Below are 26797 nucleotides of genomic sequence, written 5' to 3'. Positions count from 1 at the left end.
GCCCTCATCGCTGGCAAGCCAGCTCCCACAGGTATTGCGGTGTACACAAACCATGTGGGAGCTGGCTTGCCAGCGATGGGGCCAGTCCGGTCACCTTAAGCCTCGCGGGTGTCCTTGATCAGGTGCGCTGCCAACGTCCGCAGCGGCCCCAATTGCCGGCAGATCAGCGCCAGTTGCGTCTGCACCAGTCGCTGTCCTTCATCGATCTCGTCGGGCATCTGCTCCAGCTCGTTGGCCAGTGCTTCCTCTTCGTCACTCTGAATCGCCACCGGCTGTTTGTTTGCCAGGCCCTGGGCGATTTCGTCAATGCTCGTCGCCAGTTTCACCCCGGCGCCTTCAATCAACTGCTCACGCACATCGGCTGGCAATTGGGTTTCCCTGTGTGCGCCAAGCCCTGACAGGTAACTCAATAAGGTGTGCGACAGCACCAGAAAACGGAAACCGACATCCGCTTCCTTCCGGAAATGCCCCGGCTCCATGAGCATGTTCGCCAGCGTTGTCGACAGCGCCGCATCAGCGTTGTGCGCGTTGCGGCGGGCCAGGCGATAGGCGAGGTCGTCGCTCTTGCCGGCGGCGTATTGCTGCATGATCTGGCGCAGGTAGATGCTGTTGCAGGTCAGGGTGTTGGCCAGCACCTTGTTCAGGCGTCGGCCCTGCCAGTCCGGCAGGAACAGGAACACCGTCAGGCCGGCGATCAGACTGCCGAGCAGGGTATCGAACAGGCGCGGCAGGAACAGCCCGTAGCCATCACCGATCTGGTTGAAGCAGAACAGCACCATGATGGTGATGGCGGCGGTCGCCAGGGTGTAGCGCGTGGTGCGGTTGGTAAAGAACACCACCCCGGCGGCGATCGCGAAGCACGACTGCACCAGCGGGCTGGGGAACAGATCGAACAGCGCCCACGCCACGGTCAGGCCGATGGCGGTGCCGAGAATCCGCTGACCGAGCTTGCGCCGGGTCGCGCCGTAGTTCGGCTGGCAGACGAACAGGGTGGTGAGGATGATCCAGTAACCCTGCGACGGGTGAATCAGGTGCACCATGCCATAGCCGATACTCAGCGCCAGCGGCAGACGCAGGGCATGACGGAACAGCAAGGACGTCGGTGTCAGTTGCGTACGCAGGCGAACCCACACGTCCTTGAGGTTGCGCGGCGAGCGGTCGAGCAGGCTGCTGTCGGTGGCGTCCGCCAGTGCGTCGGGGTTGCTCGCATCGCTGAGCAAACGGTCGAGGGTGCCGAGGTTGGCTGCCAGGGCACGCAGCGAGCGCAGGAGACCGCGCCACGCCGGATTGCTCTGGATGCGCAGGTGTTCAAGGGAGGCATCGAGGTCTGTCAGCGCTTCGGCAAAACTGGCGTCGTAGACGAACGGCTGGCGCATCTGGATCGATTCGGCCAGCGCGCGGCAGGCCTTGCCCTGCTGGCGCAACAAACGCTGGCAGCGGAACAGCACGTCGCTGTGGAAGAACGCATCGGCCAGCGCGTTATACGGATAGTGCGAAGAGCTGGCGCGTTCGTGGATGTCCTGAGCGAGGAAATACAGCTTCAGATAGCGACTGACTTTCGACCCCGGGCGACCGTTGCCGACCCGGTGCAGAATGATTTCCTTGGCGCTGTTCAGCGCCGCTACCACTCGACCGTTCTGCTGCGCCAGTTCCAGCCGTCGCCCCTCGACGTCCAGTTGGCGGATCGGCTCGAACAGCGAGGCTTTCAGCTTCAGGTAGAAACCCAGTTCACGGAACAGCCGCGCCAGACTCTGCTGCACCGGCTGGTTGGAAAACATCGCTTGCCACAGCACCGAGAGCAGGCCGTACCACGCGGCACCCGCCACCAGCAGCATCGGTTCGTGCCAGAAATCGGTGACCGCGCCGCCGCGCTGATCCACGCCGATCATGGTGTAGACCGACAGAATCAAGGTCGCCGAGGCAATCGCGCCATAACGCTCGCCGAGTGCGCCGAGCATGGTCAGGCCGAAGCTGGCCAAGGCCAGGGCGATGGCGAACACGATGGGGTAGGGGAAGAGCAGTTCCACCGACAGCGCGGCGATACTGAAACATACCAGCGTCACGGCGAGGGCGTTGAGGCGCCCCTGCCAACTGTCGTCGGTCTCGGCCAGGGCGCTGGCGATGATCCCGAGGAACAATGGGATCAGCAGGCCCATTTCATCCTGATACCAACACAGCGCCATGCTGCCGGTCAGGGCGATGAACACCCGCACGCTGTAGCTGAATTTATCCAGCGCCCACAGGCGCCGCAAAGACTGACGAAACGAGGTCGAGGACATGAAGTGCGAAGGCCTTCCGAGGCGATGCCGCTAAATTGAGCCAGTAATGACGCCGACGCAATGGCGCCGATCACATCTGACAGCAAAAAGTGTTCCTTTTACTTACACCACAAACCACTGTGGGAGCGAGCCTGCTCGCGAAAGCGGAGCGTCATTCAACATTGATGTCGACTGATACACCGCATTCGCGAGCAGGCTCGCTCCCACAGGTCTTGCGTTTGATTTTGGATCAGACGTACTGCGCAGCAGCGTACCCCGAGGCCCAGGCCCACTGGAAGTTGAAACCGCCCAGATGCCCGGTGACGTCGAGCACTTCGCCGACAAAATACAGGCCAGGGCTTTTCAGCGACTCCATGGTCTTGGACGACACTTCGCGGGTATCGACGCCACCCAGCGTGACCTCGGCGGTGCGATAGCCTTCGGTGCCGGCCGGGACGACTTTCCAGCTGCCGAGCTTGTCGGCGATCTGCGCCAGTTCGGCGTGGGTGTACTGCTTCATCGGTTTGGACACGAACCAGTTGTCCGCCAGCAGATTGGCCATCTTCTTGGTGAAGATCTCACCAAGCAAAGTTTTCAGCTCGCTGTTCGGGCGTTCGGCTACTTGCTGCTGCAGCCATGCCGCGGTGTCGTGATCCGGCAACAGGTTGATCTCCACGGTGTCGCCCGGCTCCCAGAACGACGAGATCTGCAGAATCGCCGGGCCACTGAGACCACGGTGAGTGAACAGAATGTTCTCGCGAAAGCTCTGGTCGTTGCAGCTGACCAGGCAATCCACCGAAGTACCGGACAGCTCGGTGCAGAGTTCCTTGAGCTGATCAGTGATGGTGAACGGCACCAGTCCGGCGCGGGTCGGCAGCAGTTCATGGCCAAACTGCTTGGCGACCTGATAACCGAAACCGGTAGCGCCCAGCGTCGGGATCGACAGCCCGCCGGTGGCGATCACCAGCGACTGGCACTGAACCTGGCCGAGGGTGGTGTCGAGCAGGTAACCGCTTTCGACCTTCTCGATGGTCTGGATCGAGGTGTCCAGGTGCAGCTCGACGCCGACCTGATCGCACTCGTCGAGCAGCATGCCGAGGATGTCGCTGGATTTGTTATCGCAGAACAACTGGCCGAGTTTCTTCTCGTGGTAGGGCACGCCGTGCTTGGCGACCATGCCGATGAAGTCCCACTGGGTGTAGCGCGCCAGTGCCGATTTGCAGAAATGCGGATTGTGCGAGAGGAAATTGCTCGGCTCGGTGTACATGTTGGTGAAATTGCAGCGGCCACCACCGGACATCAGGATTTTCTTGCCGGCCTTGTTCGCGTGGTCGAGCAGCAGCACCTGACGCCCACGCCCGGCGGCGGTCAGTGCACACATCAACCCTGCGGCGCCAGCGCCAATGATCACGACTTCGGTAGAGCGCAAAACGGTGTCCTCTTGGTAGGTCGCTACAAAACAAACTGTGGGAGCGGGCTTGCTCGCGAAAGCGGTGTGTCAGTTGACACATAAGTCGCCTGATACACCGCTTTCGCGAGCAAGCCCGCTCCCACAGGGGATCTTCTTTGGGTGGAAGATCGCTTACAAAACCCGTACGCGCAGCGAACGGCCCTTGATCTTGCCGTTGTTCAAGCGCTGCAGTGCCTGCATGACCACGGTGCGTTCAACGGCCACATACGACTGGAAGTCGAAGATCGCGATCTTGCCGACCTGAGCGCCGGGGATGCCGGCGTCACCAGTCAGTGCGCCGAGGATGTCGCCCGGACGCACTTTGTCTTTACGCCCGCCGGCGATGCACAGCGTGCTCATCGGTGGCTGCAGCGGGGCGCCGCCCTGGGACTTGAGGTTATCGACCTGATCCCAGTTCAGCGGAGCTTTCTGCAACTGTTCGATGGCTTGCGCGCGATGCGCTTCGGACGGCGCAACGAGGCTGACCGCAATGCCTTTCTCGCCGGCACGACCGGTACGGCCGACGCGGTGAATGTGGATTTCCGAGTCGCGGGCCAGCTCGACGTTGATCACCATGTCCAGCGCATCGATGTCCAGACCACGGGCGGCGACGTCGGTGGCGACCAGTACCGACGTACTGCGGTTGGCGAACATCGCCAGTACCTGATCGCGGTCACGCTGTTCCAGATCGCCGTGCAGGCCGACGGCGGAAATGCCTTTGGAGGTCAGGTGGTCAACGGTTTCCTGCACTTGCTGTTTGGTGAAGCAGAACGCCACGCAGGAGGCCGGGCGGAAGTGGTGCAGGACTTTGGTCACTGCGCTCATGCGCTCTTCCGGAGAAATTTCGTAGAAGCGCTGCTCGATCTGCGTGTCGTCGTGGAACGCTTCGGCTTTCACCGTTTGCGGATCGCGCATGAATTTCGACGCCAGCTGCTTGATGCCCACCGGGTACGTGGCGGAGAACAGCAGGGTCTGACGGCGTGCCGGAGTCTTTTCGATGATGTCTTCGATCGCGTCGTAAAAGCCCATGTCGAGCATGCGGTCGGCTTCGTCGAGGATCAGCGTGTTCAGACCGTCGAGCACCAGCGAACCCTTGCGCAGGTGCTGCTGGATACGCCCCGGGGTGCCGACGATGATGTGCGCGCCGTGCTCCAGCGAAGCGATCTGCGGGCCGAACGACACGCCGCCGCACAGGGTCAGGACCTTGATGTTGTCTTCGGCACGGGCCAGACGGCGGACTTCCTTGGCGACCTGGTCGGCCAGCTCACGGGTCGGGCAGATCACCAGCGCCTGGCAACCGAAGTAGCGCGGGTTGATCGGGTTGAGCAGGCCGATGCCGAACGCGGCGGTCTTGCCGCTGCCGGTCTTGGCCTGGGCGATCAGGTCCATCCCCTTGAGGATCACCGGCAAGCTCTGCGCCTGGATCGGCGTCATCTGGGCATAACCGAGGGATTCGAGGTTAGCCAGCATGGCGGCGGACAGCGGCAGAGTATTAAAAGCGGTGGCGATGGTGGTCACGGGACTGGCCTGCAAAACAAAATGTCGCGCAGTGTAGCAGCCCCGTGCCACTTTCCTCGAAAGTTCTGGACGAACAGTGCCTGGTTTCATTCCCCCAAGCTTTCCTTGAATGAAGATAAACCTGTGGCGAGGGGATTTATCCCCGATGGGGTGCGCAGCACCCCCTGAAAAGGTTGAATGCGATCAGCCTGATGTACTGAGGTGGCAGATTTTGGGGCTGCTGCGCAGCCATCGGGGATAAATCCCCTCACTACAAAAGCCTCCACCAGACATGACACTGCCTAGTGTTCGATGTGCTCATCCGGATGTTCATCCGGGCGTTTGACCCGGCGGCCGTCCTCTTTCGACAGTTGCGAGAAGATCGTCGCTGCCAGCATCGCCATGATTCCGACCGTGACAAACGTCAGCTGGAACGCGCCCAGTACGGTCTCGACGCCATCGTTGCCGATCTCCGCCGTGAAGCCACCAAGCAACGCACCGGCACAGGCCACGCCCAGACTCAGCGACAATTGCGCCACCACCGACAGCAAACTGTTGCCGCTGCTGGCGCTGGCGTCGTCGAGGTCGATCAGCGTTACGGTGTTCATCGCGGTGAATTGCAGCGAGTTGATCGCGCCGAGAACCGCCAGCAGGCACAGCAGCAGCCAGTATGGTGTCTGCTCGCTGACCAGGCCCATGCTCGCCAGCATGATCCCCAGCGCCAGGGTGTTGCCGGTGAGCACAATGCGATAGCCAAGGCGTTCGATCAGCGGCCGCGCCATCCACTTGGCAAACATCGCCGCTGCAGCCAGCGGCAGCATGCTCATCCCCGCTTGCGATGGCGAATAACCCAGTGCCACCTGTAGCAGCAATGGCACCAGAAACGGCAGGGCGCCGCTGCCGAGGCGGGCGAACAGGTTGCCGATGATTCCGACCGCGAAGGTTCGCGTCTTGAACAACGACGGGGCGAACAGCGGATTCTCGATACGCCCGGCGCGCAGCCAGTACGCCGCCAGACAGGCCAGACCGCCGAACAGCAGCAACATCACCCGCAGGTGCGGCAAGTGCAATTCGCCCAGACCTTCCATGGCGATGGTGATCAGGATCATCGCCGCGCCAAACAGCAGGAAACCGAGGCTATCGAAGCGCGTGCGTTCAGTACCGCGCAGGTCGGGAATGAATTTCCACACCGCGTAGCAGCCGAGAACACCGACCGGCAGGTTGATCAGAAAGATCCAGTGCCACGTCAGGTATTGCACCATCCAGCCGCCCATGGTCGGGCCGATCAGCGGGCCGAGCAGGCCGGGAATGGTGATGAAGCCCATGATCCGCACCAGTTCCGAACGCGGGTAGGCGCGCAGCACCACCAGCCGTCCGACCGGCAGCATCAATGCGCCGCCCAGACCCTGGATCACCCGCGCGCCGACCAGCATGCTCAGGCTGCTCGATAACGCGCAGAGCAGCGAGCCGAAACTGAACAGCAGGATCGCGCCGAAGAAGATCTTCTTGGTGCCGAAGCGGTCGGCGATCCAGCCCGAGGCCGGAATCAGCAAGGCCACGGTGAGCATGTAGGCGATGACCACGCCTTGCATGCGCAACGGGTCTTCGGCCAGATCCCGGGCCATGGCCGGCAGGGCGGTGTTGAGGATGGTCCCGTCGAGGGACTGCATGAAGAACGCAATGGCGACGACCCACGGCAACCAGCGGGCGGTGATGGCGTCGAGAGGCGGGCGTGTGGGCATGGAACCTCTTGTGGGTGGTTAATCCAAATGGCTTGTTGTGCATGAAACTCTGTGGTGAGGGGATTTATCCCCGATGGACTGCGCAGCAGTCCCCTGCATTTGATTTTAAAAGCGGGGCCGCTACGCGACCCATCGGGGATAAATCCCCTCGCCACAGGGTTCACTCCAGTACTTGATCCCAAGGTGTGCTGGAGGTTTGCGTTTACAGGGTCAAGGTCAGTCGGCTCACCAGCGCCCCCGGCAGCAGTGCCGACGAGGTATTGCGCTGGCTATACGTGCTCGCCGACAGCAGCAACTCACGCTCGGCGGTCAACGCTTCCAGCTGCGAACCCAGCAGGCTGTAGGCGCTGTCGTCGAAGCGCATGGTGCTGACCGGCGCCTGAATCTCGCCGTTCTCGACCCAGAAAGTTGCGAAGCGAGTCATGCCGGTCAGGCGCGCCGCTGGTTGATCCGAGTAGTTCAGGTACCACAGATTGCTGATGTACAGCCCGGTGCCCAACTGCTTGAGGATCTCTGCCTGTGACAGATCACCGGCGGCCATGTTCAGTGCACTTGGCATTTCACCGCCGCCGGCGCCGTTGGCGGTCAGGCCGTATTCGGCGGCACTGCGCGAACCGACCAGTTGATCACCGGCCTTGCCTTCGACGATCAGCCGCAGATCGCTGCGCGGATAACCCTCGCCGGAAAATGCCGGGCTCAACGAACCGCTGACTTGCTCATCCAGTGAGACCAGCGGACTGAACGTCTGATCGCCAACATACAGCTTCTGCAGCGGGCTGCTTTTGCTGGCAATCGACTGTGCCGAGAAACCGCCCCAGCTGAGCATGCCCATGATTTCTTCCAGCGCGGCCGGCGCCAGGTACGCGCGGTATTGCCCCGGTGCGAGGGTGCGTAACGGTCGACCGAGGAACGCCAGTTGCTCGCGGGCCTGCTGGAAGCGGCGGGTGAAGCCTTCGCTGCTCCACTCGTGCCCGGCGTAGCTGGCTTTCACCGCTTCGCCATTGTCGTGGAACAGGCTGAAGTCGAAGTTGAAGCTGTTGGCCTGATGCCAGCCAAACGCCCCTGAGGAACTGGCGAAACCACGGCTGATCGGGCCGGCTGCATAGAAGCCGACCAGATCCAGACCTTCAGCAGCGGTGCAGATTTCCTCGACCACCTGCTCGGTGTCCGGCAGCGGATGTTCCCGCACGTTGTTGCTCTGCCAGCCGTTGTGGTTGAGCAGCAGGTACGGATCCTGTGGCAGCAGCGGCAGGGTTTCGCGCAATTGTTGCAGGCCTTCGGCGAGGCGTTGCAGATCGGCTTCCTGATCACCGGACAGGGTGATGTGCAGATCGGCGTGACGGCCGTCGTTAATCAGCTTCAGCCCGACGTCGGCTTGCTGCACCTGACCGGCCTGACGCACCTTGGCGTGATTGAAACGCACGAACGCCGAGGATTCGGCGGCATAGCTGAGGGTGAATTGTTCCGGCTCGCGCACGCTGTCGCGCAGCCAATTGACCATGACCTTGAAGGCGTCGGACTGACTCTTCGAAATGCTCATCAGGCGTCTCCCCCAAACACATCAACGTTGCTGAATACGCAGGCCGGTGAAGCGTGGCCGACGCGGATCACCTGGTTCGGCTCGCCCTTGCCGCAGTTTGGCGTGCCCAGCACCATTCGGGTGCCGGCATTGCCGACCGCGCGCAGACTCTTCCAGAAGTGCGCGGAAATGCCCCGGTAGTTCGGATTTTTCACCACACCCTTGAGTTCACCGTTCTCGATCAACTGACCCCACTCGCAACCGAACTGGAATTTGTTACGTGCATCGTCAATCGACCACGAACGGTTGGTGCTCATCAGAATGCCGTGCTCGATGCCGCTGATCAGTTGCGGCAGCGACTGATCGCCCGGCTCGATGTTGAGGTTGGCCATGCGGTCGATCGGCGGCCGGTTCCAGCCGCAGGCGCGGCTGTTGGCAACGCCGTCGAGACCGGCGCGGAACTGCGACAGCGCGCCACCCAGTGGCCGCAACAGCAAGCCTTCGCGAATCAGGAATTGTTTGCTGGCTTTGCTGCCGTCGTCATCGTGGCCGTAGCTGGCCAGCTCTTCGGGAATGTCCGGATCGAAGGTCACGTTGAGCAGCTTCGAGCCGTATTGCAGGCTGCCGAAGTCGCTGGTTTTGACGAAGCTGGTGCCGGCGTAATTGCGCTCGTCACCGAGGATGCGGTCGAGCTCCAGCGGGTGACCGATCGACTCGTGAATCTGCAGCATCATCTGGTCAGGCATCAGCAATAGATCGCGCGGGCCTTGCGGGGTGTTCGGCGCGAGCAGCAGTTGCAGGGCCTGATCGGCCACCTTCGGGCCGGCGCCGACCAGGCCGCAACGGCTGATCACGTCCGCGCCACCCTGCTGGCCGAAGTTCTCGCGGCCGAGGGAACGGGTCTGGCTGTCGTTGCCGTCATAGGCGGTGACGTCGAGGCCCGGATAGACGAAGCGCTGGGCCTGGCGCAATTCGGCGCCGGCGCTGCTCAGGTAGATCTGCTCGACGTGGGTGATGCCGATGCTCGCTTCCCAATTCACCAGGCGCTCATCCTTTGGCACCGAGGCGGATTCCGCGCCGAGCAGCTCGAAGCATTCGCTCAGGGACGGGAAGGGTTGCTCAAGATTGGGCGAAAAGTAATCAGCGCGATCGCTCGACACCGGCTGGTTGCGCAGGTCGAGCAAGGCGTGCGGCTTCAGTCGCCGGGCCTGCTGTTCGGCGCGCTCAAGGGCGGCTTGCAGGCCTTGCTGCGACAGGTCGTTGGTCGCCGCGTAAGCCTCGACGCCGTTGACGCGCACAGTGAGCATCGCGCCTTCGTCGCGGCTCAGGCTTGGCGGCTCGGCGACGTTCTTGCGCACCGACAGGTACTGGCCGGACTCGCGTACATATCGCAGGGAAAAAAACTCGGCGCCCGTGCGCAAGGCAGCGAAGCGCTGCTTGAGCTGGGGGTGAAAATCGAACATTCGGGAACCTCCTTGTTATGGAGTTGCGGGGTGAAGCGATTCGGCGGGGAGGGGTGAAACGATTGCGCGAGGTCTAGAGTAGGCCTGCGTGGGGGTAGGATCAAGTGAAGAGGGGGTGTAGGAGGATTTACTGTGCAGCAGGGGAATTTGTGCTGGAGGTGAGGGCCCCTTCGCGAGCAGGCTCGCTCCCACATTTGAAATGCATTCCAATGTGGGAGCGAGCCTGCTCGCGAAGGTAGCGCCTCGGTATTACGCCTTACTGAGCAACAGGCGTGATATCACGCATCGGCTTGCCCTTCACCGGCGCACCGCCAGCCACGTAGTAGGCAGCATTGCTACGCGGCAGCGGCTTGCGGCCACGGATCTTGTCGGCGATTTTCTCGGCGATCATGATCGTCGGCGCGTTGAGGTTACCGGTGGTGATGATCGGCATGATCGAGGCATCGACCACACGCAGGCTCTGCATGCCGTGCACGCGACCTTCGCCATCCACTACGGCCATCTCGTCGGTGCCCATCTTGCACGAGCAGGACGGGTGGAACGCGGTTTCGGCGTGCTCGCGGATGAACTTGTCCAACTGCTCATCGGTTTGCACGTCGATGCCCGGGCTGATTTCGCGGCCACGGAAAGCGTCCAGCGCAGGCTGTTGCATGATTTCGCGGGTCAGGCGGATGCCGTCACGGAATTCCTGCCAGTCCTGCTCGGTGGCCATGTAGTTGAACAGGATGCTCGGGTGCTGACGCGGATCCTTGGACTTCAACTGGATGCGGCCACGGCTCGGCGAACGCATGGAACCCATGTGTGCCTGGAAGCCGTGCTCTTTCACACCGTTGCTGCCGTTGTAGTTAATCGCTACCGGCAGGAAGTGGTACTGGATGTTCGGCCACTCGAATTCCGGACGCGAACGGATGAAACCGCCGGCTTCGAACTGGTTGCTGGCGCCGATGCCGGTGCCGTTGAACAGCCACTCGGCACCGATGGCCGGCTGGTTGTACCAGAGCAGCGACGGGTACAGCGAGACCGGTTGGGTGCAGGCGTATTGCAGGTACAGCTCAAGGTGATCCTGCAGGTTTTCACCGACGCCCGGCAGGTCGTGGACCACCGGGATGTCGAGGCTTTCCAGCAGTTTTGCCGGGCCGACACCCGAGCGCTGCAGAATCTGCGGCGAAGCGATGGCGCCGGAGCACAGCAGGACTTCTTTGCGTGCCTTGGCTTCAACGCGTTCTTCCGCCGAACCGACCAGGTAACGCACGCCGACCGCACGCTTGCCTTCGAACAGAATCTTGTCGGTCAGGGCGTGGGTGACGATGGTCAGGGTCGAGCGCTTTTTGGCGACGTCGAGGTAGCCACGGGCGGTGGAAGCACGACGGCCGTTCGGCGTTACGGTGCGGTCCATCGGGCCGAAGCCTTCCTGCTGGTAGCCGTTCAAGTCTTCGGTGCGCGGGTAACCGGCCTGCACGCCGGCTTCAACCATGGCGTGGAACAGCGGGTTGTTGCCCGCCTTCGGCGTGGTCACGCTGACCGGGCCGTCGCCACCGTGGTAGTCGTTCGGGCCGATGTCGCGGGTTTCCGCTTTACGGAAGTACGGCAGGCAGTCGAGGTACGACCAGTCTTCCAGACCTGGCAGCTTCGCCCAGCCGTCGTAGTCCATCGCGTTGCCACGGATGTAGCACATGCCGTTGATCAGCGAGGAGCCGCCGAGGCCTTTGCCGCGACCGCACTCCATCCGACGACCGTCCATGTGTGGCTCCGGATCGGTTTCGTACGCCCAGTTGTAGCGACGACCTTGCAGCGGGAATGCCAATGCAGCCGGCATTTGCGTGCGGAAGTCGAAACGGTAGTCCGGGCCGCCTGCTTCGAGCAGCAGCACGGTGACGCCTTCGTCTTCAGTCAGACGGGTCGCCAGGGTGTTACCGGCCGAGCCGGCACCGATGATGATGTAATCGAATTCTTGGGACATTGAATGCACCCTCTTTAGATGTGGTCAGGTCGGGCCTCGGCGAGTGCTGCGCACTCGATTCGCGAGCAGGCTCGCTCCCACAGGAGACATATTTCAATGTGGGAGCGAGCCTGCTCGCGAAGACGGCCTCACGAGCAATACAAGACTCGGGTCTTAGAACACCGAGACGTAATCGCCCAGCTCGACCTGTACCGATTTGATGCGTGTGTAGTTGGTCAGCGAGCTGATGCCGTTTTCACGGCCCACGCCCGACTGCTTGTATCCGCCAACCGGCATCTTCGCGTCGGACTCGCCCCAGGCGTTGATCCAGCAGATACCGGCTTCCAGTTGATGAATCACGCGGTGCGCGCGGTTCAGGTCTTTGGTGACGATACCGGCGGCCAGGCCGAAGTCGGTGTCGTTGGCGCGGCGGATCACTTCTTCTTCGGTCTCGTAGGAGAGGATCGCCATCACCGGGCCAAAGATTTCTTCACGGACGATGGTCATCTCGTCGGTGCAGTCGGTGAACACGGTCGGTGCAACGAAGGCGCCTTTGGCGAATTCGCCGTCGGTCAGACGTTCGCCGCCGCACAGCACGCGGGCACCTTCTTCTTTACCCTTGGCGATGTAGCCCAGCACGCTTTCCATGTGGGCGAAGCTGACCAGTGGGCCGAAGTTGGTGTTTTCGTCTTCCGGGTTGCCGATGCGGATGCGCGCTACGCGCTCGACGATCTTGGCTTCGAAAGCGGCTTTCAGGTGGCTCGGTACGAATACGCGAGTGCCGTTGGTGCAGACCTGACCGGAGCTGTAGAAGTTGGCCATCATCGCGGTGTCGGCGGCACGATCCAGGTCGGCGTCGTCGCAGATGATCAGCGGCGACTTGCCGCCCAGTTCCATGGTCACGTCTTTCAGCGACGAAGCCGAAGCGCTGGCCATGACTTTCTTGCCGGTGTCGGTGCCGCCGGTGAAGGAGACTTTTTCGATGCGCGGGTGCTCGGTCAGCCAGGTACCGACTTCACGGCCGCTGCCGGTCAGCACGTTGAACACGCCGTTTGGCAGGCCGGCTTCGGTGTAGATCTCGGCCAGTTTCAGGGTGGTCAGCGAGGTGACTTCGCTTGGCTTGAAGATCATTGCGTTACCGGCGGCCAGGGCCGGTGCGGATTTCCACAGCGCGATCTGGATCGGGTAGTTCCACGCGCCGATACCGGCGACCACGCCCAGTGGCTCGCGACGGGTGTAGACGAAGGAAGTGTCGCGCAGCGGAATCTGCTCGCCTTCGATCGCCGGCACCAGGCCTGCGTAGTATTCCAGCACGTCGGCGCCGGTGACGATGTCGACGTATTTGGTTTCGGAGAAGGCTTTACCGGTGTCCAGGGTTTCCAGAGCAGCCAGCTCATCGTTGCGCTCGCGCAGGATGTCGACGGCGCGACGCAGGATGCGCGAACGCTCCATGGCGGTCATCGCGGCCCAGATTTTCTGGCCCTTTTCAGCGCTGACCACAGCACGCTCGACGTCTTCCTTGGTCGCACGTTGCACTTGGGCGAGGACTTCACCGTTCGCCGGGTTGATGGCTTCGAAAGTGGCATCGCTGCCAGCGTCGGAGTACGCGCCATCGATGTAGAGTTTTTGCAGTTCGAAACGGGCCATAGTGTCCTCGCAAGTGCATTAGTGGTTGGCGTCGACCACCGCGCTGAAACTGCGGTGGCGGTTCAGGTACCGAGCGTTTTCTGTGTGCTCTGGCTCACCTGCTTGGCCAATTGGAAATCCATGTATTCGTACGCGATCTGTTGCGCCTGCGCCGTGTCGAAAGCGTCTCCCGACAGCGCGCCGCGCAACCACAAGCCGTCGATCAACGCTGCCAGTCCACGCGCGGCGCTGCGCGCATCTTCGAGCGGCAACACACGGCGGAACTCGCAGCACAGGTTGGAATACAGACGGTGATCGTTGATCCGCTGCAACCTGTGCAAAGACGGCTGGTGCATGCTGGTGGCCCAGAAGGCCAGCCAGGTTTTCATTGCCGGGCCATTGACCTGGCTGGCGTCGAAGTTGCCTTCGATAATCACCTGCAGATGCGCCCGTGGGCTGCTGTCTGCCAGCGCCTGTCGGCGCGCGGTGACGTTCTCGCTGAGGACATTCATCAGATACCGCATCGTGGCGGCAATCAGGCCGTTCTTGTCCTGAAAATAGTGACTGATGATGCCATTCGAGACACCGGCCAAACGGGCGATCAGCGCAATGCTGGCGTCCCCCATACCGACCTGATCGACCGCCTGCAACGTGGCTTCGATCAGTTGTTGGCGGCGGATGGGTTGCATACCGACCTTGGGCATCTTGCACATCTCCTTAGGCCTTCCGACGGGCGATAAACGCCTATCGGATTGAGGGCCAGTCTATTTTGTTTTGATTGAACGTTCAATCAACAAAGAATAAGATCTGCGACAAATCGTCGCTGCCTACAGATTTTTTCTGCTTGTAAATGGCGATAAAACGACATCCGAAAATGCTTGAAACCTGCGTGGGGCATGGCGCGGTTCGCTGTTCGATGGACGTGTTGAATGGGCAAGACGCTCGGGGCCAGGTTTCGGATGAACGTCCGCACAGCTTTGGCCACGAAAGCGATTCGCAACGCCATTTCGGCAGGTTCGGGCTTTTTTCGGGGTGTCTTTATATCACCCGCCGGTCGGCTGCCAACTAACCGATTGGTCGGGTTCCGTGTTGCCTTGTGTTCTTCTCTCGCACTGCCTGGAGCATTTGTGCCATGAGTTCTGCCTCTCTTATAAAGACCCCGCCCGAGAAGGTGACGGTCAACGGTTGGGTGTTTTACACCTCTACCGCGTTGATTCTGTTGTTGACCGCCATTCTGATCATCGCCCCGCAAGAGGCCGGCAGATTGTTGGGTATCGCTCAGGCCTGGTTGTCGCGCAGCTTCGGCTGGTACTACATGGTGGTGATCGCCGCGTACCTGGTGTTTGTGGTGGGCCTGGCGTTTTCCTCCTACGGCAAACTCAAACTGGGCAGCAAGGACGACACCCCGGATTTTAGTTACGGCGCCTGGGCGGGGATGCTGTTCTCGTCGGGTATCGGTATTTCGCTGCTGTACTTCGGCGCGTCCGAGCCGCTGGACCATTACTTCAATCCGCCGGAAGGCGCAGCGGCCACCAACCTGGCCGCGCGTCAGGCGGTGCAACTGACCTTCCTGCACTGGGGCCTGCACGGCTGGGCGATCTATGCGCTGGTCGGTCTGGCCGTGGCGTACTTCGCTTACCGTCATAACCAGCCATTGGCCCTGCGTTCGGCGCTGTATCCGCTGGTCGGCGAGCGTTGGGTCAAAGGCGCGGCCGGTCACGCGGTGGACGGCTTCGGCATGTTCGTGACCCTGCTGGGGCTGGTGACCAATCTGGGGATCGGCTCGTTGCAGGTGTCCTCGGGTCTGGAAAACCTGTTCGGCATGGAGCATAGCAACACCAACCTTTTGATCGTGATCATCGTGATGAGCACCGTGGCGACCATCGCTGCCGTGTCCGGCGTGGAAAACGGCATCCGTCGTCTGTCCAACCTGAACATCGTGCTGTTCAGCGGTCTGCTGATTTTCGTCCTGTTGTTCGGCCCGACTTTGCACCTGCTCAACGGCTTCGTGCAGAACATCGGCGACTACCTCAACGGCGTGGTGCTGAAGACCTTCGACCTGTACGTCTATGAAGGCGACAGCGCCAAGTCCGACCGCTGGCTGGGCCTGTGGACCCTGTTCTACTGGGCGTGGTGGATTTCCTGGGCACCATTTGTCGGCATGTTCATCGCGCGTATTTCCCGTGGTCGTACCGTGCGTGAGCTGGTCGCTGGTGTACTGCTGATCCCGCTGGGTTTCACCCTGGCGTGGCTGTCGATCTTCGGTAACTCGGCGCTGGATCTGGTGATGAACCAGGGGGCGGTGGAACTCGGCAAGACGGCGCTGGAACAACCGTCGATGGCGATCTACCAGTTGCTGGAACACTACCCGGCGTCGAAAGTCGTCATCGGTGTGTCGATCTTCGTCGGTTTCGTGCTGTTTCTGACCCCGGCCGACTCCGGCGCGGTGATGATGGCGAATCTTTCCTGCAAGGGCGGCAACGTTGATGAAGATGCGCCGCACTGGCTGCGGATCTTCTGGTCGGTGGTGATCACGCTGGTGACCATCGGTCTGCTGTTCGCCGGTAACTTCGAAGCCATGCAAACCATGGTGGTGCTGGCCGGTCTGCCGTTCTCGGTGGTGCTGGTGTTCTTCATGTTCGGGCTGCACAAGGCGATGCGCCAGGACGTGCAAATCGAACAGGAGCAGGCGCAACTGGCTGAGCGCGGTCGTCGTGGTTTCAGCGAGCGTCTGACGCAGCTGGATCTGCAACCGAGCCAATCGGTGGTGCAGCGCTTCATGGACAAACATGTGACGCCGGCGCTGGACGACGCTGCTGCACAACTGCGTGCACAGGGTCTGGAAGTGCAGACGCTGCTGGGCAAATCCAAGCGTTGCATGGGCGTGCGCGTCGAGATGGAAGAGGGCAACCCTTTCGTCTATGAAGTGAGCCTGGACGGCTACCTGGCGACCCCGACCGAATCGGCCCAGTCCGATGAAGCGCGCCAGCGTTACTACCGCGCCGAGGTGTATTTGCACAACGGCAGCCAGGACTACGACCTGATGGGCTTCACGCAGGATCAGATCACACGCGATGTGCTTGATCAGTTTGAAAGCCATCGGCAGCTCCTTGGCCGGGTGTATAGCTAAGTTGTAGGTGGTGCGGTGTTTCTGTCTGTTGCACCGCGCCGCATTCTTCGCGAGCAAGCCCGCTCCCACATTGGAATGCATTTCAAATGTGGGAGCGGGCTTGCTCGCGAAGGGGCCATCAGCTCCAACGCTGAACGCCCTGTATTCCGATAAACAAAAACGCCGCGATCCTCTCGCGGCGTTTTTGTGTCCGGGGTTCTTACCCCAGGTTCTTGCCCAGCAACGCGTGATACAGCTCGCTGTCGCCAAGAATCCCCACCACATGGTTGTTGTCGTGCAGCACCAGTTTGTTGCCGGTCTGGTAGCGAATCTGCAGCGCGTCGCGCATGCCGATGTTCGAGTCCACCAGGGTCGGCTTGCGCTCCAGCGCTTCCACCGCTTGCCCCGGTGCCCAGTTCTGCAGGTTCAGCACCGAACCGTTCTGCCGCGCACCCTTGATTGTGTTGCCTTCGGCCAGGTCCAGCCACGAATCGCCACCCGGGTCGAGGCACACCGAACCGTTGATGCGTTTGCAGTTGTCCAGCGTGCGCATCAGGCTGCGCCCGCACAGGACGTTGAGCGGGTTGGTGTGGGCCACGAAGGTGCGCACATAGTCGTCCGCCGGATTCAGCACGATCTCTTCTGGCACGCTGTACTGGATGATCCGGCCGTCCTTCATGATCGCGATGCGGCTACCCAGTTTCAGTGCTTCGTCGAGATCGTGACTGACAAACACGATGGTCTTGCTCAGCTTGCGTTGCAGTTCCAGCAGTTCGTCCTGCAGGCCCTGGCGGATCAGCGGGTCGAGGGCCGAGAACGGTTCGTCCATCAGCAGAATGTCGGCGTCCATCGCCAGTGCCCGGGCCAGGCCGACCCGCTGCTGCATGCCGCCGGAGAGTTCATCGGGCTTCTTGTTGCGCCATTGGGTCAGGCCCACCAGTTCGAGCTTGTCGTCGACCAGCTTGCGCCGTTCCTTTTCCGGTCGGCCCTGCATTTCCAGACCGAAACTGATGTTCTCGCGCACCGTCAGCCACGGCATCAGGGCGAACTTCTGGAACACCATGGCGATGCGTTTGGTGCGCATCATTTTCAGTTCGGCCGGGGTGCAGGAAGCGATGTCGATCTGCTTGCCTTCGTGCTCGACGAACAGCTTGCCGCGACTCACGGTGTTGAGGCCGTTGATGCAGCGCAGCAGGCTAGACTTGCCGGAGCCGGACAGGCCCATCAGTACGCAGATCTCGCCCTTGTTGATGTCCAGACTGGCCTTTTCCACGCCGACGATCTGCCCGGTCTTTTTCAGGATCTCGCTGCGGGTCAAACCTTGATCGAGAAGTTTCAGTGCTTCGCGCGGATCCTTGGTGAAGATCACGTCAACGTTATCGAAGCGAATTATGCTCATGCGTCACCCCCTACTTTGGCGTCGGGTTGTTTGCAGATACGGTCGAGCATGATCGCCAGCAGTACGATCGCCAGGCCCGCTTCGAAGCCCAGGGCGATATCAGCAGTGTTCAGTGCGTTGACCACCGGTTTGCCGAGTCCGTCGGCGCCTACCAGTGCCGCGATCACCACCATCGACAGCGACAGCATGATGCACTGGGTGATGCCGGCAGCGATGCTCGGCATGGCGTGAGGCAGTTCGATCCGTGAGAGCAATTGGCGACGCGAGCAGCCGAAGGCCTTGCCGGCGTCCATCAGTTCTTGCGGGACATCGCGGATGCCCAGGTAGGTCAGGCGGATCGGCGCAGCGATGGCGAACACCACCGTGGAGATCAGGCCCGGCACCACACCCAGCCCGAAGAGGGTCAGGGTAGGAATGAGGTAAACGAAGGTCGGTACGGTCTGCATCAGATCGAGTACCGGACGCATTAAAGTGTAGAACATCGGCTTGTGCGCAGCGACGATGCCCAGCGGTACGCCGATGACCACGCAGACCAGGGTCGCGAACATGACCTGGGCGAGGGTTTCCATGGTTTCCTGCCAGTACCCCAGGTTGAGGATCAGCAGGAACGAGGCAATCACAAAAACAGTCAGCCCCCATTTGCGCTGGATGAAATGCGCGAGCAGGGCGATGAGGCCGATCAAGACGAAGGGATTGAACCAGGTCAGCGCAAACGTCACGCCGTGGATCATCGTTTCCAGTGTCACGGCGATTGCGTCGAAGGTGCTGGCGCCGTGTTGCGTCAACCATTCAACGAAGCCCGCGATGTACTGGCCTAAAGGGATTTTCTGATCAATCAGCATGGTAGTGAACGTCCGCATGCAAGGAATAAACAGCCCGGGCGAGCGAACTCGCCCGGCGTAAGGCAATTACTGTGCGAGCTTGGCTTTCACGGCCTCCAGGCCTGGTTTACCGTCAATGGTGGTCACGCCAGCGAGCCAGGTATCGAGCACCTGAGGGTTCTTTTTCAGCCAGGCCTTGGCGGCCGCTTCAGGCTTCATCTTGTCGTCGAGGATGTTGCCCATCAGGGTACTTTCCATGTCGACGGTGAACTCCAGGTTCTTCAGCAACTGACCGACGTTGCTGCATTCGGTGGTGTAGCCCTTGCGGGTGTTGGTCGCCACGGTGGCAGCACCGAAATCGGGGCCGAAGAAGTCATCGCCGCCGGTCAGGTACTGAATCTTGAAGCGCTTGTTCATCGGGTGCGGCGCCCAGCCGAGGAAGACCACGGCGGTGTCGCGTTTCTGCGCGCGGTCGACCTGCGAGAGCATGCCCGCTTCGGACGATTCGACGACCTTGAAGCCGGCGGTTTTCAAACCGAAAGCGTCCTTGTCGATCATGCTCTGGATCAGGCGGTTGCCGTCGTTGCCAGGCTCGATGCCGTAAATCTTGCCATCGAGCTCTTTCTTGAATTTGGCGATGTCGGCGAAGTCATGCAGGCCCTTGTCGTACAGGGCTTGCGGTACGGCGAGGGTGTACTTGGCACCTTTGAGGTTGGTGCGCACCACTTCGACGGTGCCGGCATCGCGGTAGGCCTTGATGTCGTTTTCCATGGTCGGCATCCAGTTACCGAGGAACACGTCCATGTTCTTGCCGTCGGCCAGCGACTTGTAGGTCACGGGCACGGAGATCATGGTGGTCTTGGTCTTGTAGCCGAGGGCGTCGAGCACCACCGACGTGGTGGCGGTGGTGGCGGTGATGTCGGTCCAGCCGACATCGGAGAAGTTAACGGTACTGCACTGCGCCGGTTCTGCAGCTTGCGCCAGTAACGGCAGACTCAGCATGGCGGCCAACAACAACGACGGGGAACCTTTCATGGATGGACTCCTTGGTGTTTTTTTTGGCAGTGTTCCGACTGTGGACCACCGCACTTATAGGTTGCGGTTGGATGGCGTTCTGGAGACAGCTCTACCACGGCGCCTTGCAATCGAGTCATAACGATCATGTACCAGTGAAAATCTGACGCCTACAGGGTGGGTCGTATCCAGTACAGGGATGGTCGCATCCAGTGTCAGTGACGTCGTTTACAGCTTTTTTCCGCCCCGTTTGGCCATCTGAACCGCATAAAAACGGCGAAAACACGGGAGGAAACCGGCACGGCGTTGGTGGGCATGAGTGCGTCGGTGTCAGACGCCGAGCGACCTGACAAAAGCCTGATGATGCGGGCATTCCGGCGGATCGCAGCTTGAGCGTAGCAGCTCCGCCAGCGGGCGCTTAACGCCCCGGACCGGCATCCTCAGGAGCTCTGCAGCAATGGCTATCAGCGTTTTCGACCTGTTCAAAATCGGCATCGGCCCGTCCAGTTCCCACACCGTCGGCCCGATGCGCGCCGCCGCCCTGTTTGTCGAAGCGCTGCGCGACCGGCATCTGCTCGAGCAGGTACGGCGTATAGAAGTGCAACTGTTCGGCTCACTGTCGGCTACCGGTATCGGCCACGGCAGCGACAACGCAGTAATCATGGGCCTGATGGGCGAGTGGCCGGACGCAATCGACCCGTCGCAGATCGGCCCGCGCATTCAGGCGCTGCGTGAAACTCACACGCTGTTATTGGATGGTCGCCTGTCGGTGCCGTTTGTCTGGGCCCGCGACATGCGCCTGATCGACGAAAACCTGCCGTTCCACCCCAACGCCATGACCCTGATTGCCGAAGGCGATCATGGGGAGATTCATCGCGACACCTATTATTCGGTCGGTGGCGGCTTTGTCGTGGATCAGGCGCAGGCATCCAGCGGTGTGGTCGATCTGGATCGCACCGAATTGCCTTACGACTTTTCCAGCGCGGTGGAACTGCTGCAGCTGTGCCAAAAGAACAACCTGCGTGTCGCCGAACTGATGATGGCCAACGAAAAGGTCTGGCGCAGCGAAGAGGAAATCCGTGCCGGGCTGATGAAGCTGTGGCGGGCGATGCAGGATTGCGTCGAGCAGGGCCTCAAGCACGAAGGCATCCTTCCCGGCGGTCTCAATGTGCGCCGGCGCGCGGCCAAGTTGCATCGCAGCCTGCAGGAGTTGAACAAGCCCAACGTGATCGGCTCGACCCTCAGTGCCATGGAGTGGGTCAACCTGTATGCCCTCGCGGTCAATGAAGAAAACGCTGCCGGCGGGCGCATGGTCACGGCGCCGACCAATGGCGCGGCGGGGATCATCCCGGCGGTGTTGCACTACTTTATGAAGTTCAGCGAAGCGGTCACCGACGCCAATGTGGTCGATTACTTCCTGGGCGCGGCGGCGGTGGGGATTCTGTGCAAGAAGAACGCCTCGATCTCCGGTGCCGAAGTCGGCTGCCAGGGCGAGGTTGGTTCGGCCTGCGCGATGGCGGCGGCGGGACTGGCGGAGATCCTCGGTGCCACTCCGGAGCAATTGTGCAACGCGGCGGAAATCGGCCTGGAACATAACCTCGGCCTGACCTGCGATCCGGTGGGTGGGCTGGTGCAGGTGCCGTGCATCGAGCGCAATGCGATTGCTGCGGTGAAAGCGATCAACGCGGCGCAGATGGCCCTGCGTGGTGATGGTCAGCACTTCATCTCGCTGGACCGGGTGATCCGCACCATGCGTGATACCGGCGCCGATATGCATGACAAATATAAAGAGACCTCGCGGGGTGGTTTGGCCGTTAGCGCGGTTGAGTGCTGAGTCAGTGACACCAAGGTGAGTTCTTCGCGAGCAGGCTCGCTCCCACAGGAGCATGCATTCCAAATGTGGGAGCGAGCCTGCTCGCGAAGGGGCCAGACCAGTCAAAACTGCTCGCTAACGGAACACACATAACCGCAGGCGCCACCTTTTAGCGCGTCGTAATCAGATAAGAGCTTTTCCCACTCGCAGTGCGCCATTCGCACTCCCTGCCGTCCGTCACCCGTGCTTGCGGTGACACTCTGAAACAACTGCGCGCAAGCCCGTTCCCACAAGTGCTACCGATCTGCTCACGGGCAGCGGGGCAGGGCTCTCGGCGCCGCTGATGGCACTTCGAAACACCGTGTGTCCGACGTCTTGAATAGACACGTCGCGACGTCGTTTTCAGGAGTTATTGAACAGCCATTCAATTTTAGGCATGGCAATTGCTCTGTCATAACAAAGCCCGTCTCCCACGCGAGAACGCCGGCAATAACAAGAGCCTCCGCCTGAGGCCATCACCCGCTTTGTGTGAGGAGATACCGCGATGACGTCGTTCAACTCCGGGGCCCAACCCCAGAACCGTGCGCCTCAATCCATCGGCTTTCTGCTGCTGGACAATTTCACGCTGATTTCTCTGGCCTCCGCAGTCGAGCCCCTGCGCATGGCCAACCAATTGTCCGGTCGTGAGCTGTATCGCTGGAGCACACTGACCGTCGATGGCGGTCAGGTGTGGGCCAGTGACGGTCTGCAAATCACCCCCGATGCCTCCATGCACAAAGCTCCGCCCCTGGACACCGTGATCGTCTGCGGCGGGATCGGCATTCAACGCACCGTGACCCGTGAACACGTGTCATGGCTGCAGAGCCAGGCGCGTCAGTCCAAGCGTCTGGGCGCAGTGTGCACCGGCAGTTGGGCTTTGGCTTGCGCCGGTCTGCTCGACGGTTTCGATTGCAGTGTGCACTGGGAATGTCTGGCGGCGATGCAGGAAGCATTCCCGCGCGTGGCGATGAGCACCCGTCTGTTCACCCTCGACCGTAACCGTTTCACCAGTTCCGGCGGCACCGCGCCACTGGACATGATGTTGCACCTGATCAGCCGCGATCACGGTCGCGAACTGTCCGCCGCGATCTCGGAAATGTTCGTCTACGAACGCATCCGCAACGAGCAGGATCATCAGCGTGTGCCGCTCAAGCATATGCTCGGCACCAACCAGCCGAAGCTGCAGGAAATCGTCGCGCTGATGGAAGCCAATCTGGAAGAGCCGATCGACCTCGACGAACTGGCGGTGTACGTCGCCGTGTCGCGTCGACAGCTGGAGCGGCTGTTCCAGAAATACCTGCACTGCTCGCCGTCGCGCTACTACTTGAAGCTGCGCCTGATCCGCGCGCGGCAATTGCTCAAGCAAACGCCGATGTCGATCATCGAAGTCGCGTCGGTGTGTGGTTTCGTCTCGACGCCGCACTTCTCCAAGTGCTACCGCGAATACTTCGGCATTCCGCCGCGTGACGAACGCGTAGGCTCCAACACCACCCAGCAAGTGGCGATGCTGCCGCTGCCGCAGGCGATCGTGATGTCGCCGCTATCGGGACCGATGTCGGCGTTGAGTCAGGCGCGTAATGAGTCGACGTTTGCCAGCGTAAGGCTGTAGACCGAGTCATCGTTCTTCGCGAGCAGGCTCGCTCCCACCTGGAATGCATTTCAAATGTGGGAGCGAGCCTGCTCGCGAATGGATTTATCAGGCGCTATGGCTTTGCTGGTAATCCGCCAACGCCGGCAACAACTGTTTGTCGATCGCCTGGCGCACCGCAGGCTGGATACTGGCGCCGCTGGTGTACATGTCCTTGACCATCTTGCGCAATTCAAACGCGCGAACATTGTCCAGACCACGCACAGCACACTCACAGGCCTGCTCGGCGGTCGAACCGCTCGGCACTTGAAAACCCAATGCCTTGAGCTGGCCCAACAAGTCTTCCTGATCGATCAAATCGGCATACATCATGGCGCGCTTCCTTCTTCGGCAACGGAGGTCGTGACTCGATTCTGGTGGGCATGTGGAGGCACGGCAAGGGCGATTTGTCGCAGTGGCCGCGACGGCTATGAACAGGTCGTTTTCGGCTAACTCAGTGCCAAGGGGAGTCGGCACACTGACCTCAGCTCGCTACAGACGGTTTGGTCACCCTCGACTGGCAGCTCCTCAACAGTACCCTCTGCCCCGATCCTGTCACGGCTTGTATCGGGGCTTTTTTTGCCTGTGAATCCGGGAGAGGGGTGTGGTTGGCGCTGACGCCTTCGCGAGCAGGCTCGCGAAGAACGATGACGCGGTTTACCGTTGCAACACCAGAATCCGCGACAACAACTCATCCCGATCGATGTAGCAACCCTGGAAATGCCGCGCCCCGGTGGCCGGGTCAAACGCATTGCGCGCATGCAGCGTGCGGCGATTATCGAAGCACCACAGTTCACCCGGATTGAGTCGCTGCATCAGGCGAAAACGTGGCTCACGGGTCATGGCGATCAAGCGCCGATAGGCCCGGTACAGCAGCGGCATTTGCTCCACCGATGTATCGAATGCGCCGCGCAAAAAGTTCGCCATGCGCACCTCCGCGACCCGGCCCAGCGCATCCAGCGCAATGATCGGCGCCAGGCAACGATAGTCGCTGTGGCGGTCCTTATTGCGAAACTCCACGGGGATTTCGCACAGCGCCTGGAACAGCTCCGGTGCTTCCTGACGCAACGCGTCGGCAATCGCAAAACCGTCGACAAAAATACTCTCGCCACCCTCGGCATCATTCACCAGGCAATGCAGAAATTGCAGACCCGGTTGCAGTTCGCGAGTCGGCAAGTCGGTGTGCAACGGCAGGTTGAAAGCGGTGTAGGCGTTGCTGTCGGCATCGGCCTTGGACTGCACGTTGAACAGCACGCCGAAGTTGCTCTCGCGGATGAACGAAATGCGCTGCGCGATCAGCTTCAGTGAACCCGGCTCGGTGGGCACGCCGCGCACTTGGGTCAGGCCGATGTCGCGTATCGCGATCAACCATTGCAGCAGCGCGCCGTTGTCGTTTATCAGCGCTGAATATTCGAATACCGGTAGCTGCAAATCGCTGCGCCACAGGTAAGCCTTGGGTTTGGCGGCCAGACGTTCGGCGCGGGACTCGTCGTCATAGGCGTGCGCACGCAGCCAGCCCGGATCGAAGCGACTGCGATGGCCGTCCTGCCAGTCGATCCGCAGACAGCCGTCGCTGTCGATGTGCGCGTTGGCGGGGACGAGATCCGGCGCAGCATCGACGATCTCGAATACCTGCTCGCGGGTAACGTTGTAGACGCACTGCTCGCACGGGCAGTTATCTCGCAACCAGACGTGATGGAACGGGCTGACGCGGCCGTCGGCCCAGGCAATCGACACGCGATCCGCCAGGTTCTGCACGCCGCTCAGCGCGCTGATCAACGGATAAGTACGGAAATCGGCAACAGCGGCAGCGGTGTGCATGGCGGCTCCTTGCGTGGGAGGGATTAACGGGCGGGTGGCAGAGCGATGACACGGCCGATGTAAGCCGGGGCGGGCAGATCGACTTGCTCGGCGGCGATGGCTTGCAGGCGGCTCAAGGTGTCCGGGGTGAACGGCGCGGAACGTGGGCCGGCGAGATCGACGTGCAACAGCATCTGCTCGTTACCGGCCAGTTCCTTGTCGTCGCCGGCCAGGTGCAGGCTGTGATAGAGGTGCAGGCGTTTGCTGTCGTGGCCGATGATTTGCGTGCGCACCTCGACCTCGGCGCCGAGCTTCACTTCGTGCAGATAATTCAGATGCAGTTCGAGGGTGAACAACGAGTGGCCGCTGGCTTCGCGGTTGTTGCTGTCCATGCCGAGACGGTCCATCAGCGCGTCGGTGGCGTAGCTGAAAATCAGCAGGTAGAAGGCGTCGCGCAGATGGCCGTTGTAGTCGACCCAGTCGGGGATTATGGTGGTTTGGTAGGTGGTGAGAGTGGGCATGGTGTCAGATCCAACATTAATAGTGACTGGGCTGCCGTCTTCGCGAGCAAGCCCGCTCCCACATTGGAATGCGGTCACCTGTGGGAGCGGGCTTGCTCGCGAAGGGGCCGGAACTGCTGAGCAAGGATCACTCGCTGAAACTCATCCCGTGCTTTTCCTTGGTGGTCTTCACCGCCTCCAGCACCGCCAGCAGGCAGTCATCACGATAGCGCTCCAGTGCTGAAATGCTGTGGCGGCCAAGCTGATCGCTGGTGCCATCGACCACATCGTCGATCAGCTTGTCGGTCAGTTCCGGTGCCGGCAGATAAGTCCACGGCAACTGCAACGCGGGGCCGAACTGCGACATGAAGTGACGCATCCCCGCGTCACCGCCGGCCAGCGTATAGGTCAGGAACGTGCCCATGAACGACCAGCGCAGACCGGCGCCAAAACGGATCGCGTCGTCGATCTCGCCAGTGGTCGCCACGCCGTCGTTGACCAGGTGCAGCGCCTCGCGCCACAGCGCTTCGAGCAGACGGTCAGCGATGAATCCCGGCACTTCCTTGCGCACATGCAGCGGGCGCATGCCGAGGGATTCGTAGACTTTCATCGCCGCTTGCACGGCCTCGGGCGCGGTGTTCTTGCCGCCGACCACTTCCACCAGCGGCAGCAGGTAAACCGGGTTAAACGGGTGCCCGACCACGCAGCGTTCAGGGTGGGTCGAGCTCTCGTAGAATTCGCTCGGCAACAGGCCGGAAGTGCTCGATCCGATCAAGGCATCAGGCTTGGCCGCTGCGCTGATTTTGCTGTGCAGATCGAGTTTCAGCTCGAGGCGTTCCGGGGCACTTTCCTGAATGAAATCGGCATCGCGCACGCATTCTTCGATGGTCGCGACAAAGCGCAAACGATCCTGCGAGGCGCCGGGTGCCAGACCGTTTTTCTCCAGCGCACCCCAGGCATTCGCCACGCGTTTGCGCAGCGCAGCTTCAGCGCCGGGCGCCGGGTCCCAGGCCACCACGTCGAGGCCATGGGCGAGGGCACGCGCGACCCAGCCGCTGCCGATGACACCGCTGCCGAGGGCGGCGAAGGTTTTGATGTCGGTGATAAAGCTCATTAGAGACTCCCTGAAAAAGGTGTTTCCTGTAGGAGCTGCCGCAGGCTGCGATCTTTTGATTTTGGTT

At 61.2% G+C, this 26797-nt stretch carries 19 protein-coding genes; 3 read left to right on the top strand and 16 right to left on the bottom strand.

Features of this window, described 5'->3' with window-relative positions:
* Positions 1-95 precede the first annotated feature (95 nt).
* From yccS to betI, 9 genes are all read right to left on the bottom strand, one after another.
* Complete coding sequence (gene yccS / locus CRO59_RS17530; RefSeq protein WP_097089032.1) at positions 96-2279, bottom strand: YccS family putative transporter; 2184 nt, start codon at positions 2277-2279, stop codon at positions 96-98.
* 229 nt (positions 2280-2508) lie between these two features.
* Positions 2509-3687, bottom strand: coding sequence for an NAD(P)/FAD-dependent oxidoreductase (locus CRO59_RS17525; protein ID WP_027610634.1), 1179 nt, complete (start codon positions 3685-3687; stop codon positions 2509-2511).
* A 153-nt stretch (positions 3688-3840) separates the two neighbouring features.
* On the bottom strand, positions 3841-5226 hold the full coding sequence (gene dbpA / locus CRO59_RS17520; RefSeq protein WP_007962660.1) for an ATP-dependent RNA helicase DbpA: 1386 nt from the start codon (positions 5224-5226) through the stop codon (positions 3841-3843).
* 281 nt (positions 5227-5507) lie between these two features.
* Positions 5508-6947: a multidrug transporter subunit MdtD gene (mdtD, locus tag CRO59_RS17515; RefSeq protein ID WP_095137487.1), complete on the bottom strand. Its 1440-nt coding sequence runs from the start codon at positions 6945-6947 to the stop codon at positions 5508-5510.
* Positions 6948-7149: 202 nt separating this feature from the next.
* A complete protein-coding gene (locus tag CRO59_RS17510; protein WP_097089034.1) occupies positions 7150-8487 on the bottom strand; it encodes a TldD/PmbA family protein in 1338 nt (445 codons plus the stop codon).
* On the bottom strand, positions 8487-9929 hold the full coding sequence (locus tag CRO59_RS17505; RefSeq protein ID WP_097089036.1) for a TldD/PmbA family protein: 1443 nt from the start codon (positions 9927-9929) through the stop codon (positions 8487-8489). The genes CRO59_RS17510 and CRO59_RS17505 overlap by 1 nt, the downstream gene beginning before the upstream one ends.
* Before the next feature lie 256 nt (positions 9930-10185).
* The gene (gene betA / locus CRO59_RS17500; RefSeq protein ID WP_047596517.1) at positions 10186-11889 is read right to left on the bottom strand and encodes a choline dehydrogenase; all 1704 of its coding nucleotides are present in this window, start codon (positions 11887-11889) and stop codon (positions 10186-10188) included.
* A 153-nt stretch (positions 11890-12042) separates the two neighbouring features.
* Positions 12043-13515: a betaine-aldehyde dehydrogenase gene (betB, locus tag CRO59_RS17495; RefSeq protein WP_027610639.1), complete on the bottom strand. Its 1473-nt coding sequence runs from the start codon at positions 13513-13515 to the stop codon at positions 12043-12045.
* A 62-nt stretch (positions 13516-13577) separates the two neighbouring features.
* Positions 13578-14198, bottom strand: coding sequence for a transcriptional regulator BetI (gene betI / locus CRO59_RS17490; protein ID WP_041063389.1), 621 nt, complete (start codon positions 14196-14198; stop codon positions 13578-13580).
* A 428-nt stretch (positions 14199-14626) separates the two neighbouring features.
* Between betI and betT the strand changes: the two genes are divergently transcribed.
* Positions 14627-16624, top strand: coding sequence for a choline BCCT transporter BetT (betT, locus tag CRO59_RS17485; protein WP_097089039.1), 1998 nt, complete (start codon positions 14627-14629; stop codon positions 16622-16624).
* A 199-nt stretch (positions 16625-16823) separates the two neighbouring features.
* Here betT and choV read toward each other — a convergent pair whose 3' ends face one another.
* The 3 genes from choV to CRO59_RS17470 all read right to left on the bottom strand — a co-directional run bounded on the left by choV (position 16824) and on the right by CRO59_RS17470 (position 19858).
* The gene (gene choV, locus CRO59_RS17480; RefSeq protein ID WP_007962646.1) at positions 16824-18002 is read right to left on the bottom strand and encodes a choline ABC transporter ATP-binding protein; all 1179 of its coding nucleotides are present in this window, start codon (positions 18000-18002) and stop codon (positions 16824-16826) included.
* The gene (gene choW, locus CRO59_RS17475) at positions 17999-18844 is read right to left on the bottom strand and encodes a choline ABC transporter permease subunit (protein ID WP_007962645.1); all 846 of its coding nucleotides are present in this window, start codon (positions 18842-18844) and stop codon (positions 17999-18001) included. The genes choV and choW overlap by 4 nt, the downstream gene beginning before the upstream one ends.
* Before the next feature lie 66 nt (positions 18845-18910).
* Positions 18911-19858: a choline ABC transporter substrate-binding protein gene (locus CRO59_RS17470; protein WP_027610641.1), complete on the bottom strand. Its 948-nt coding sequence runs from the start codon at positions 19856-19858 to the stop codon at positions 18911-18913.
* Between the two features lie 436 nt (positions 19859-20294).
* Between CRO59_RS17470 and CRO59_RS17465 the strand changes: the two genes are divergently transcribed.
* Together CRO59_RS17465 and CRO59_RS17460 are read left to right on the top strand one after the other, a co-directional pair.
* Positions 20295-21671, top strand: a complete 1377-nt coding sequence (locus CRO59_RS17465; protein WP_097089041.1) for an L-serine ammonia-lyase — start codon at positions 20295-20297, stop codon at positions 21669-21671.
* A gap of 523 nt (positions 21672-22194) precedes the next feature.
* The gene (locus CRO59_RS17460) at positions 22195-23298 is read left to right on the top strand and encodes a GlxA family transcriptional regulator (protein WP_007949927.1); all 1104 of its coding nucleotides are present in this window, start codon (positions 22195-22197) and stop codon (positions 23296-23298) included.
* A gap of 87 nt (positions 23299-23385) precedes the next feature.
* On the opposite strand, the gene CRO59_RS17455 is transcribed toward CRO59_RS17460, so the two are convergent.
* The 4 genes from CRO59_RS17455 to CRO59_RS17440 form a co-directional block, all read right to left on the bottom strand.
* On the bottom strand, positions 23386-23649 hold the full coding sequence (locus CRO59_RS17455) for a hypothetical protein (protein ID WP_007962640.1): 264 nt from the start codon (positions 23647-23649) through the stop codon (positions 23386-23388).
* Positions 23650-23973: 324 nt separating this feature from the next.
* Positions 23974-25137: a gamma-butyrobetaine dioxygenase gene (locus tag CRO59_RS17450; protein ID WP_097089042.1), complete on the bottom strand. Its 1164-nt coding sequence runs from the start codon at positions 25135-25137 to the stop codon at positions 23974-23976.
* 23 nt (positions 25138-25160) lie between these two features.
* Positions 25161-25637: a thioesterase family protein gene (locus CRO59_RS17445; RefSeq protein ID WP_097089043.1), complete on the bottom strand. Its 477-nt coding sequence runs from the start codon at positions 25635-25637 to the stop codon at positions 25161-25163.
* Between the two features lie 127 nt (positions 25638-25764).
* Positions 25765-26730, bottom strand: a complete 966-nt coding sequence (locus CRO59_RS17440) for an L-carnitine dehydrogenase (RefSeq protein WP_096795714.1) — start codon at positions 26728-26730, stop codon at positions 25765-25767.
* Between the last annotated feature and the right edge of the window lie 67 nt (positions 26731-26797).

It is taken from the genome of Pseudomonas sp. LAMO17WK12:I5 (genome assembly GCF_900215165.1).
Taxonomy (GTDB): Bacteria; Pseudomonadota; Gammaproteobacteria; order Pseudomonadales; family Pseudomonadaceae; genus Aquipseudomonas; species Aquipseudomonas putida_A.
This window is presented reverse-complemented; position numbering and strand designations above follow the sequence as displayed.